The following is a 10,562-nucleotide window of genomic DNA, read 5'->3' as shown; positions in this document are numbered from 1 at the left end:
ACGCCGCCTTCGACGTCAGCGTCATCCGCAACACCTGCGACCACTACGGCCTGACCTATCCTGAGTTCGACTACCTCTGCACCGTCAAGCTGGCCCAGATCAGCTGGCCCGAGTTTCCCTCGCACAAGCTGAACAACGTCTGCGCTGAACTGGGCGTCGCCTTCCGCCACCACGACGCGGCCGAAGACGCCTTCGCCTGCGCCTCCGTGGCCCTGGCGGCGGCGCAGGTGCATCAGGCGGCCGACTGCCGCGCCCTGGCCGACGCCAGCCGCCTGACCATGGGCCGCGTCTGGCGCGACGGCTATTCGGCCTGCTCCAACGCCGGAACCCGCCCCCGCCGTCCGCGCGGCGGCTGATCGACGCCTCCAGCAAAAGACGTCCGAATCCATCGCCTTAGGCGCCCGCAGCGCGGTCAACTTGACCTAAGGTCATGTAATCATTGAGTGAAGTTCACAATTTCGGCCTTGTTTCGGACCGAACCCCGGATCATCCTTCGTCCAAGGGATCGCCTCAACGATCCGTCAGAAGGAAAACGCCGATGAAGACCTCCGTCCTGACGGCGCTCGCCGTCGCAGCCGCCGCCCTCGCTTCTCCGGCCCTCGCCAGCGACCCGACCGGCCTGTGGCAGACGCCGACCAACGGCGGCCAGGTCCGCATCGAGCGTTGCGGCCAGGCCCTGTGCGGCGTCCTCGTCACCTCCAGCCATATCCGCGCCGATCCGAACGTGCGCGACGCCCGCAACAAGGACGAGTCCTTGCGGACCCGCCCCCTGCGCGGCCTGCGGATGCTGTCGGGCTTCACCGGCGGTCCGACCGAATGGCGCGGCGGCTCGGTCTACAACCCCGAGGACGGCGGCACCTATCGCGGCACCATCACCCTGACCAACGACAACACCCTGCGCCTGCGCGGTTGCATCGTCGCCCCCCTGTGCAAGACCCAGACCTGGACCCGTGTCCAGTAAGCCTCTCGCACAAGCCTCAATGAAAGACGCCTCCCCCGCGATCGTGAGGGAGGCGTTTTCACATCAGCGGTTCAGCGAGCTCATGCCGCCGGGCGCATAGCGCTCGCCCGCCGCCGCCCCGCGCGGGAAGACGGCCTCGATCCGCGCCAGATCATCCGGCGTCAGCACGATGTCCGCCGCCGCCGCGTTCTGCTCCAGCGTCGTGATCCGGCGCGTGCCGGGGATGGGGACCAAGTCCTCTCCCTGCGCCAGCACCCAAGCCAGGGCCAGTTGCGCCGCCGTCACGCCCTTGTCCGCCGCGATGGCGCCGACCGCATCAACCAGATCGAGGTTCTTCTGGAAGTTGTCGCCCGCGAAGCGCGGGTTGGTACGACGGAAATCGTCGGGTGCCAGGTCATCGATCGACTTGATGTCCCCCGAAAGGAAGCCCCGGCCCAGCGGGCTGTAGGGCACAAAGCCGATGCCCAGTTCACGCACCACGCCCAGAAGTTCGTCCTCCGGGTCGCGGCTCCACAGCGAATATTCGGTCTGCAAGGCCGTGATCGGATGCTCGGCATGGGCGCGGCGCAGGGTGGCGGGCGCCGCCTCGGACAGGCCCAGGAAGCGCACCTTGCCTTCCTTCACCAGTTCGGCCATCGCCCCGACCGTCTCCTCGATCGGCGTATTGGGGTCGATGCGGTGCTGATAATAGAGGTCGATGTGGTCGACGCCGAGACGGCTCAGGCTGCCCTCGACCGCACGGCGCACATTGGCGGGCGAGCCGTCGGTCACGGCCGAGCCGTCCGGCTGGCGGTTGATGCCGAACTTGGTGGCGATGAAGGCTCCGTCGCGGCGGTCTTTCAGCGCCTTGCCGACCAGGACTTCATTGGTGTGGGGGCCGTACATCTCGGCCGTGTCGAACAGGGTGACGCCCAGGTCGAGCGCGCGGTGGATCACCGCGATGGATTGGGCCTCGTCCGCTGCGCCGTAAAAAGCGCTCATGCCCATACAGCCCAGACCGACGGCCGAGACCTCAGGGCCGTTACGGCCCAGCTTGCGCATCTTCATCCGCGCATTCCTTCTGATGTGAGGGGTCGGCGACGCATCCACCGACGTGCTTCAGATGGGCGCCGTATGGCCTTATTTCAAGGGAGCGGCCTCAGATCAGGCTGGCCACGATGGACAGGATGGTCGCCGTCGCCACGGCGTTCAGCGCCATGCCCAGACTGGCGAAGGCGCCCGCCGTCTGATCCACCTGAAACGCCCGCGCCGCGCCGAATCCGTGCGCCGACACCCCGACCGCAAAGCCCCGCGCCCGATAGTCCCTGATCTTCAGCAGGTTCAACAGCGGCGTCGCCGTCATCGCCCCGATCACTCCGGACATCAGCACGATCACCGCCGCCAGAGCCGGTATGCCCCCCAACTGAGAGGCCACAGCCATCCCCACCGGCGTCGTCATGGCGCGCGGGGCGATGGAGGCGATGATCTCTGCGGGCGCGCCGAACAGCCAGACGATGCCCACGGCGCTGACGATGGCCGTCGCGGCCCCCGCCAGCAGGGCGCAGGTCAGCGGCTTGGCCAGCCGCCGGATCGTCGCCCGCTGCGCCCAGATCGGCACGGTCAGCCCCACCACCGCCGGTCCCAGCAGAAAGCCCAGCACCTGCGTCGCCTCGGCGTATGTCGCATAGGGCGTCTTGGTCGCCAGCAGCACCCCGATCAGCACCGGCGTCGCCAGCAGCACCGGATGGCACAACGGATGGCGCCCGCTGCGCCGCGACAGGATGTCGGCCGCCTCGAACACCGCCAGCGTCACCGCCAGCCACAAAAGGGGCGTCGCGATCAGACCGCTCACGACGCGCCCTCCCCGCTATCATCAGGTTCGGGCTCACGTCCGGCCACGGCGCGGAACGCCAGCGCCGTCACCGCAAGCGTCAGCAGGGTCGAGACCACAACCGCCACGACGATGCCGACGCCATAGCGCGACAGGATCGCCCCCTCCTCCATCACCCCGACAGCGGCGGGCACGAACATGATCGACAGATGCGCCGTCAGCCAGCCCGTCACCTGGGTCAGCGTCAGCCGCTCCCTCGGAACAAGGGCCAGCCACGCCAGCAGCAGCACCATGCCGATCACCGACCCCGGCAGGGGCAGGCCCGTCAGCCGGTGGATCACCTCGCCCGCCAGTTGGCAGACGAGCAGCAGGGCGATGGCGCCGATCATCGGATCAGAGCGGCGCCGTCTGCGCCTTCAGCCATTCCAGCGCCGCCTCGTCCTTCTGCACGCCATCGGCCAGCAGAGGCCCGACCTTGGCCAGCACCTCGGCGTGGTAGGCGTCCACGTAAGCCCGCTCGTCCGGCGTCAGCAGCGCCACATCGATCAGACGACGATCCAGCGGCGCCAGCGTCAGTTGCTCGAAGCCATGCATCGGCCGCTCGCCGCCCGGAACCTGCGTCGGGGCCGTGACGACCTGCAGCGTCTCGATGCGGATGCCCCACTCGCCTTCGCGGTAATAGCCCGGTTCGTTCGACAGGATCATGCCGGTCAGCAGCGGCTGATCCGTGCCCCATCCGGCGATGCGCTGCGGCCCCTCGTGAACGCCCAGATACGACCCGACGCCGTGGCCGGTGCCGTGGTCGAAGTCGAAGCCCGCATTCCACAGCGGCTGGCGCGCGACGGCGTCCAGCTGGCGCCCGCTGGTTCCGGCGGGGAAGCGGATCACCGCCATGGCGATGTGGCCCTTCAGGACCAGGGTGAACATCCGGCGCTGATCGGCCGTGCCCTCGCCGATGGCCATGGTGCGGGTCACGTCCGTGGTCCCGTCCAGATACTGACCGCCGCCGTCCACCAGCAGCAGCGAGCCCGCCTCCATCGGCCGGATCTTGGCCCCGACCGGCTTGTAGTGCGGCAGGGCGCCGTTCGGCCCGACCCCGGCGATGGTGTCGAAGGACAGATCCTTCAGCACCCCGGTCGCCTCGCGGAAGCCTTCCAGCGCCTCGACCACCGCCCGCTCGTCCGGCAACTCCTTCTGCGCGACCGTATCGACCCAGTGCAGGAAGCGCGTCAGGGCCGCGCCGTCGCGGATGTGAGCCTGACGGCTGCCCTCGATCTCGACGGCGTTCTTCTGGGCGCGCGGCAGGGCGCAGGGGTCCATGCCGCGCACGATGGTCGCGCCCGCCGCTTCCAGCCGGTCGAAATACCAGGCCGACGACACGGCCGGGTCGATCATCACCTTGCGCCCCGACAGGGCGTCCAGCGCGCCCGGCAGCGCCTCGGGCGCCTCCAGCGTCACCGCATCGCCCAGCCAGCCGGGCAGTTCGTTCGTCACCTTGGCCGGGTCGAGGAAGACGCTGGCCGTCCCGTCCGCCTTCACCACAGCCTGTCCCAGCGGCAGGGGCGTGCGGATCACATCGCCGCCGCGAATGTTGAACAGCCAGGCCAGCGACGACGGCGCCGTCAGCACGGCGGCTTCGGCCCCGGCGTCAGCGATGGCCTTGCCGATGCGGGCGCGCTTGGACGCGGCGTCCTCGCCGGAATAGCGGTCCTCATGCGGGACCACCGGCGCCTGCGGCTGGGCCGGGCGGGCGTCGCCCCAGGCCAGATCGATCGGATTGGCCTCGACCGCCTTCAGCGTCGCCCCGGCCTTCTCGACCGCGGCGCGCAGGGTCGCCAGCGCATCGGGGCTGTGCAGGCGCGGATCATAGCCGATCACCCAGCCCGACGGCACGGCCGCCAGCCAGTCGGCCAGTTTGTTCAGCGGCTGACGCTCGAACAGTGCCTCGTCCGTCTGGGCCTTGGCCTGCACCGTATAGCGGCCGTCGACGAAGACCGCTGCGCGGTCCTTCAGCACCACGCCCGCCCCGGCCGAGCCGGTGAAGCCGCTGACCCAGGCCAGCCGCTCATTGGCGTCGGGCAGGTATTCGTTCTGATGCTCGTCCTCGTGCGGGACCAGCAGGCCGTCGAGGCCCTGCTTGGCCATTTCGGCGCGGAGCAGAGGCAGGTGCTTGGCCCCGAAGGACGGATCGGTGGTTTCGTCGAATGTCTGGCGCATGGGTCGCTCTTATACCCTTCTCGTCCGGCGCGAGAAGGCGGCTTTCCGGCCCATCCGCCGCGTTCGCGATTTTTCGCCCCGACCTTCAGAACCAGCAGGGCGTCCGCGCTTCAGTCGGCGTCTTTCCGCGCATCCTTCGCCGCCGCCTTCAGGCGATGGCCCACCTCGACGATGGCCGTCAGCGCCGGGATCAGTTCGCCGCCCAGCGCCGTCAGGGCGTATTCGACCGAAGGCGGCGAGGTCGGCACGACCCGTCGATCCAGAACGCCCCGCGCCTGCAACTCGCGCAGACGCTGGGACAGCACCTTGGCGGATACGGGCGGGATATCGGCGCGAAGCTCGCTGAACCGCCGCGGGCCTTCGCGCAGATGCCAGATCACATTCGCCGCCCAGGCTCCCGAGATCACCGCCATGCATTCGGTCAGGTCGCATCGTTCCGGCGGCGGCGCGCTGCGGTTCTTGCGCATCTTGAGGGTCATGTCGAAAGCCGCCGGTTACCGGGAAGAAACTCCATAATGCGATAACCATTGGAAACTTCAATGGCAATGGAAACCTCGACGCCTAGGTCTGCCCTCTCTTCAGACAGGAGCTTTTCCATGCGCCTCTACTTCAAGCCGGGAGCGTGTTCGCTCGCCTCCCGGATCGTCCTCATCGAACTCGGCCAGGCGTTCGAGGCGATCAGGGTCGATACCGACGCGGGCCTGACCGAGGACGGTCGCGACTATCGCGCCGTCAATCCCCGCGGCTATGTGCCGGCTCTGGAGCTCAAGGACGGCCGGGTCGTCACCGAGAACCCGGCGGTGCTTCAGTATCTGGCCGACCTGCAGCCCGATCGTCTGGCGCCCGCCGCCGGAAGCTGGGATCGCGTGCGCCTGCAAGAGGCCCTGAGCTTCATCTCTTCCGAGCTGCACAAGGCCTTCTCGCCCTTCTTCCACGGCGAGGCGCAGGGCGAACGCCGGGCGCCGGCCGAGGCCCTGCTCAAACGACGCCTCGGCGAGGTCGAACAGATGCTTGGACAGGAAAGCCCCTACCTGCTCGGAGATCGAATGAGCGTGGCGGACATCTATCTGTTCGTCGTGCTGAACTGGACGGGCTTCATCGGCTTCAGCCTTCAGGGCTGGCCGCGCCTGTACGACTTCATGTCGCGCATGGGCGCCCATGCGTCCGTAAGGGCCGCCCTGCTGCAAGAAGGCCTGCTGAAGGACGCCGCATGACCGCCCCCTTCCCCCAGATCACGCGCCTGCTCACGGACTATTTCGACGGCCTCTACGACTGCGATGTCGAAAAGCTGACGTCGGTCTTCCACCCGCAGGCTATCTACGCCACCGCCGACGAGACGCCCCTGCTGTTCCGCACCATGGAGGAATACCTCCCCATCGTCGCAGCCCGGCAATCGCCCGCCTCGCGCCAGGAGCCGAGGCGGGATCATATCGACGAGATTCAGCTGGCCGGCGACAATACGGCGCTTGCGCGGGTTCGCTGCTCGATCGGCGACCGGGACTTCGTGGACTTCCTGTCTCTCGTGCGCACTGACGGCCAGTGGCGGATCATCGCCAAGGTCTTCCAGATCATCGAACGCAAAGCCTAGGAGGGGCGCAGCAATGCCTTACGTCAACATCCGGATCACCCGCGAAGGCGCGACACGAGAACAGAAGGCGCAGCTGATCGCCGGCGTCACCGACTTGCTTTACGAGGTGCTCGACAAGCCGCCCGCCGTGACCTTCGTGGTCATAGACGAGGTGCCGCTGGAGGATTGGGGCGTCGGCGGCCTGCCCGTCGATGAATACCGCCAGTCCCTCGCCGCCACGCCGAAGAGCTAGAACGCCCGGCCCGCGCGACAAAGCAGCCCGGCCTTTTCAGCCGGGCTGCGCTTGTTTGCGAACAACCGCCGTTGCGCCCTACTTCTTGCGCAGCTGCAGGGCGCTCCACGCATCATGATGGATCGTCTGCTCGACCACGAAGCCCAGCGGCAGATAGGCCTCCAGAATCCGCTCCTCCTGGGTGCGCAGCAGGCCCGACAGGATGGCCACCCCGCCCGACTTCAGCGCCGCCCCGATCTCGGGCGCCAGGAACACCAGCGGCGCGGCCAGGATGTTGGCGAACACCAGATCATAGGGCGCGTGTTGGGCGATGCGCGCATCGCTCAGGCCGTCGGCGAAATAGAACTCGCACTTGGCGTCGTTGATCTGGGCGTTCTCATTGGCGATGCGGGCCGAGGGCTCGTCGATGTCGGTGCCGACAGCGATGGGCGACCCCGTCCTGGCCGCCGCGATGGCCAGAACGCCCGTGCCGCAGCCCACGTCCAGCACCTTCTCGAAGCTTTCAGTCTTCAGCAGATTGTCGAACGCCTCCAGGCAGCCGACCGTCGTGCCGTGGTGGCCGGTGCCGAAGGCGGCGCCCGCATCAATCTTCAGCGTGACCCGTCCCTCAGGCACCTTGCCCTGATCGTGCGCGCCGTAGACGAAGAAGCGCCCGGCCTCGACCGGCGGCAGGCCCGACAGGCTCATGGCCAGCCAATCGGCGTCGGCCAGCTTCTCGACCACGACCTCCAGCCCCGGCGTGGCGCGCAGGATTTCGGCGATGCCCTCGGCCTCTTCATCGGTCGTGGGGAAGGCGTCGATGCGCCAGATTTCCTTGTCCTCATCCTCTTCCAGGATGGAATAGGTCGCGTTCTCCAACAGGGGGTTGGCGTCGATGGCGGCGGCGGCGGCTTCGGCCGGGGCGCGATCGCCGCGCGCGATCACCTGAACTGCGGATTCGGACATTTCTCAAACACCGTTATAATGACGAATCGCCAGTGCGGGCTTGTCCTTACGCCCGTGTCCAACGAGGGGTCGGGGAGTTTATGGCCAAAGCACCGTCTGAAACGAAACCTGCCGCGAAAGCGGCTTCCGCCGCTTCCAAGCCGAAACCAGCGGCAAAGTCGAGCGCGACAGCGACAAAAGCTGACGCCAAGCCCAAGGCCGTAAAGGCCCCCGCCGCGACGAAGGCCGCCGCCAAGGCTCCGGCCAAGGCGGCTGCTCCCAAGACGGCCAAGCCCGCCGCAGCCAAGGCGACCGCTGCGCCGAAGGCCGCCGCGCCAAAGACTGCAGCGCCAAAGACTGCCGCCAAGAAGCCTGCGGCGTCAAAGGCTCCGGCCTCCGCCAAAACGACCACGGCCAAGGCCGCCGCGCCGAAGAAGGCTGCGGCTCCCAAGAAGCCCGCCGCGCCCAAGGCCGCCGCTCCGGCCCCGGTCGAGACGCCGGTCGCCGCCTCCCTCGCCCCCGCGCCCATCGCCGAGACCAAGCCTGCGCCGAAGCCCGAGCCGGTCGTCGCTGCGGCCCCCGCTCCGGTCGAGCCGCCCGTTCAGGCGACGACGCCCAAGCCCGCCGCCGAGCCGGTCAAGCCGGTCGAGGCCCCCGCCCCGCAGAAGAAGGGCTTCTTCGCCCGTCTGTTCGGCTGGTGATCAGAGGCTGATCGCAAACGCAAAGAAGGCCGGAGAGGACGCCCTCTCCGGCCTTCTTCAATTCTCATGGCTGAGACGGCTTATTCCGGCAGGTCTTCCGCCAGGATGGCCATTTCGAACATGAAGGAGCCGGCTTCGTCCTCATCTTCGAACACCACGCCGATGAACTCGTCATCGACATAGACTTCGGCGGAGTCGGCGACCTTGCGGGCCTTCACCTTGATGCCGCCGTGGTTGAAGGTGCGCTTCAGGTGCGTCTCGACGCGCTTCAGGTCGTTCTCGGTCACGGGGTCAGCCTCGTTTTGGCGCCGGTGAGGCGCATGTCGTTGGCCGCGGACCCTAGAGAAGCCGTCCCGCCTTGGGAAGCCCGCGCGTCAGGCGTCCACAGGCGCAGCGACCGCCCTCAGATCACGAAGTCATAGACGATGTCGGACAGCGTATGGTCCATGGTCCGCGCAGGCGTGGCGTCGGTCGGGCAGTTGACCAGCCTTGCCGGCACCCCCGCCACGGTGCAGCCCGCCGGCACCGGCTTCAGCACCACCGAGCCGGACGCCACCTTGGCGTAGTCGCCGACCGTGATGTTGCCCAGCACCTTGGCCCCGGCGCCCAGCAAAACGCCGCGCCCGATCTTCGGATGGCGGTCGCCGCGCTCGGCCCCGGTCCCGCCTAGGGTCACGGCGTGCAGCATGGACACCTCGTCCCCGATCACCGCCGTCTCGCCGATGACGATGCCCGTGCCGTGATCCAGGAAGACGCCCGAGCCGATCCGCGCCGCCGGATGGATGTCCAGCTGGAACAACTCCGAAATCCGGCTCTGGAAATGGAAGGCCAGGGTGTCGCGGTCCTGCTCCCACAGCCAGTGCGCCACGCGCCAGGCCTGCAGCGCCTGGAATCCCTTGAAATACATGAAGGGCTGCAACAGCGACCGGATCGCCGGATCGCGCTCCTGCACCGCCTTCAGGTCCGCCTCGGCGGCGGCCACGATGCCCGGATCGGCGGCGAAGGCCGACAGCGCCACCTCGCGCACCGTCATGGCCCCCAGCTCCGCATCGCCCAGCTTGCGCGCGATCTGGAAGCTCAGCGCCCCGGCGAAATCCTCATGCGCCAGGACGACGGCGTTCAGCTGCGACGCCAGGCGCGGCTCCTCGCGCGCAGCGTCTTCGGCGGCGGCGCGCAACTGCGCCCACAGGTCCGGCTGCTTCGGCACGACTTCCAGCTTGGCCATCAGGCTTCCTTCGACTTCAGGCGGCGATCCTACGCGCCCAGCATGGCGCGCGCCAGCGCGGCCGGCAGTTCGCCCTCCCGCGCCATATGGTAGGCGCGGTACGCCGTCGCCACCGTCAGCCCGTCGCGCACCGCCCCGCGCGCGATCTCGGCCATCAGATCGCGGAACGGCACGCGCGCCGTCAGAAAGACCTCGGTCTCGTCCGGCGCCGTCTCGGTCGCCTCCAGCCCCCAGGCCACCCAGGCCATCGCCCGTTCGTCGGTGATGGAGTTGGACAGGTCCACGTCCAGCGCCGCGCGCCAGTGCTGCGCCGTCAGCCCCGCCTCCTCGGCCAGTTCGCGCTTCACGGCCTCGAAGGGGTCTTCGCCCTCCGGCGCTCCGCCCTCGGGCATCTCCCACGAATAGCGCATCAGGGCGAAGCGGTGCTGCCCGACCAGGCTGACCGTCCCGTCGTCATGCAGCGGCAGCACGCCCGTGCCCACATTCTTCGGCCGCACGACCACATAGTCGGCGTCAGCCCCCGTCGGCGCGATCGCCGGGTGGCGCGTCACCCGCATCCACGGCGTGTCGACTAGGACGCTGGTCCCCAGACTGCGCCACGGCGGCGTGTCCGGCAGGCCCTCGGCCCAGCGAGGCTTGATGTCGCGGATCTGACTCATGCCCCTGCTATGGCGCAGCGCGTCGCGAAAGCCTAGCTATCGGCCATGAGCCAGTCAGACCTCGCTTCCGCCCTGCCCCTGCCCGTCCGTTCGGAAGAGCTGCTGTCGCGCATGGCCGTGCGCCGCTCGGCCCCGGCCCAGTCGTTGGCCCTGCCCGGCCCCTCGGACGCCGAGATCGAGCAGATGCTGCTGCTGGGCGCCCGCACGCCGGACCACGGCAAGCTGTTTCCCTGGCGCTTCGTCAT

General features: G+C 68.5%; 15 protein-coding genes and 1 pseudogene. 7 read left to right on the top strand and 9 right to left on the bottom strand.

Annotated elements, in window-relative coordinates; all coding sequences use genetic code 11:
- Positions 1-356: exonuclease domain-containing protein (locus tag ACU5AP_RS15590; protein ID WP_446681486.1), on the top strand; the 356-nt coding region annotated here is incomplete at its 5' end.
- A gap of 182 nt (positions 357-538) precedes the next feature.
- Positions 539-961 (top strand): DUF2147 domain-containing protein, encoded by a 423-nt coding sequence (locus ACU5AP_RS15585; RefSeq protein WP_003164483.1) that lies wholly within the window; start codon positions 539-541, stop codon positions 959-961.
- A 63-nt stretch (positions 962-1,024) separates the two neighbouring features.
- Here ACU5AP_RS15585 and ACU5AP_RS15580 read toward each other — a convergent pair whose 3' ends face one another.
- The 5 genes from ACU5AP_RS15580 to ACU5AP_RS15560 form a co-directional block, all read right to left on the bottom strand.
- On the bottom strand, positions 1,025-2,008 hold the full coding sequence (locus ACU5AP_RS15580; RefSeq protein ID WP_128719826.1) for an aldo/keto reductase: 984 nt from the start codon (positions 2,006-2,008) through the stop codon (positions 1,025-1,027).
- 91 nt (positions 2,009-2,099) lie between these two features.
- Entirely contained in the window at positions 2,100-2,792 is a 693-nt protein-coding gene (locus tag ACU5AP_RS15575; protein WP_446681485.1) for an LrgB family protein, read from the bottom strand.
- A complete protein-coding gene (locus ACU5AP_RS15570) occupies positions 2,789-3,160 on the bottom strand; it encodes a CidA/LrgA family protein (protein ID WP_046653680.1) in 372 nt (123 codons plus the stop codon). The genes ACU5AP_RS15575 and ACU5AP_RS15570 overlap by 4 nt, the downstream gene beginning before the upstream one ends.
- Positions 3,161-3,164: 4 nt before the next feature.
- A complete protein-coding gene (locus ACU5AP_RS15565; protein ID WP_440228758.1) occupies positions 3,165-4,988 on the bottom strand; it encodes an aminopeptidase P family protein in 1,824 nt (607 codons plus the stop codon).
- Between the two features lie 110 nt (positions 4,989-5,098).
- Positions 5,099-5,467 carry a winged helix-turn-helix transcriptional regulator gene (locus ACU5AP_RS15560; RefSeq protein WP_046653684.1) on the bottom strand — a complete coding sequence of 123 codons (369 nt, stop codon included), beginning with the start codon at positions 5,465-5,467 and terminating at the stop codon, positions 5,099-5,101.
- 117 nt (positions 5,468-5,584) lie between these two features.
- Between ACU5AP_RS15560 and ACU5AP_RS15555 the strand changes: the two genes are divergently transcribed.
- The 3 genes from ACU5AP_RS15555 to ACU5AP_RS15545 are packed head-to-tail and all read left to right on the top strand — an operon-like array spanning position 5,585 to position 6,808.
- Positions 5,585-6,202 carry a glutathione binding-like protein gene (locus ACU5AP_RS15555; RefSeq protein ID WP_046653686.1) on the top strand — a complete coding sequence of 206 codons (618 nt, stop codon included), beginning with the start codon at positions 5,585-5,587 and terminating at the stop codon, positions 6,200-6,202.
- Complete coding sequence (locus ACU5AP_RS15550; protein WP_128115416.1) at positions 6,199-6,576, top strand: nuclear transport factor 2 family protein; 378 nt, start codon at positions 6,199-6,201, stop codon at positions 6,574-6,576. The genes ACU5AP_RS15555 and ACU5AP_RS15550 overlap by 4 nt, the downstream gene beginning before the upstream one ends.
- 13 nt (positions 6,577-6,589) lie before the next feature.
- Complete coding sequence (locus ACU5AP_RS15545; RefSeq protein ID WP_312295418.1) at positions 6,590-6,808, top strand: tautomerase family protein; 219 nt, start codon at positions 6,590-6,592, stop codon at positions 6,806-6,808.
- Positions 6,809-6,886: 78 nt separating this feature from the next.
- Here the strand turns inward: ACU5AP_RS15545 and ACU5AP_RS15540 are convergent, their stop codons facing one another.
- Positions 6,887-7,753 (bottom strand): 50S ribosomal protein L11 methyltransferase, encoded by an 867-nt coding sequence (locus tag ACU5AP_RS15540; protein ID WP_046653689.1) that lies wholly within the window; start codon positions 7,751-7,753, stop codon positions 6,887-6,889.
- An 80-nt stretch (positions 7,754-7,833) separates the two neighbouring features.
- Between ACU5AP_RS15540 and ACU5AP_RS15535 the strand changes: the two genes are divergently transcribed.
- Positions 7,834-8,433 (top strand): hypothetical protein, encoded by a 600-nt coding sequence (locus ACU5AP_RS15535; RefSeq protein WP_440228762.1) that lies wholly within the window; start codon positions 7,834-7,836, stop codon positions 8,431-8,433.
- Positions 8,434-8,513: 80 nt separating this feature from the next.
- On the opposite strand, the gene ACU5AP_RS15530 is transcribed toward ACU5AP_RS15535, so the two are convergent.
- From ACU5AP_RS15530 to ACU5AP_RS15520, 3 genes are all read right to left on the bottom strand, one after another.
- Complete coding sequence (locus ACU5AP_RS15530) at positions 8,514-8,720, bottom strand: DUF3126 family protein (protein ID WP_003164469.1); 207 nt, start codon at positions 8,718-8,720, stop codon at positions 8,514-8,516.
- A 116-nt stretch (positions 8,721-8,836) separates the two neighbouring features.
- Positions 8,837-9,658: a serine O-acetyltransferase gene (gene cysE / locus ACU5AP_RS15525; RefSeq protein ID WP_112999312.1), complete on the bottom strand. Its 822-nt coding sequence runs from the start codon at positions 9,656-9,658 to the stop codon at positions 8,837-8,839.
- A gap of 29 nt (positions 9,659-9,687) precedes the next feature.
- Positions 9,688-10,317, bottom strand: a complete 630-nt coding sequence (locus ACU5AP_RS15520; protein ID WP_446681484.1) for an NUDIX domain-containing protein — start codon at positions 10,315-10,317, stop codon at positions 9,688-9,690.
- A 45-nt stretch (positions 10,318-10,362) separates the two neighbouring features.
- Here ACU5AP_RS15520 and ACU5AP_RS15515 point away from each other — a divergent pair.
- Positions 10,363-10,562 (top strand): annotated as a pseudogene (locus ACU5AP_RS15515) (nitroreductase family protein); the annotation flags it as partial.

This window comes from Brevundimonas sp. RM1 (assembly GCF_052907225.1).
Note: the sequence above shows the minus strand (reverse complement) of the source record. Positions and strands in the feature narration are given on the sequence as shown.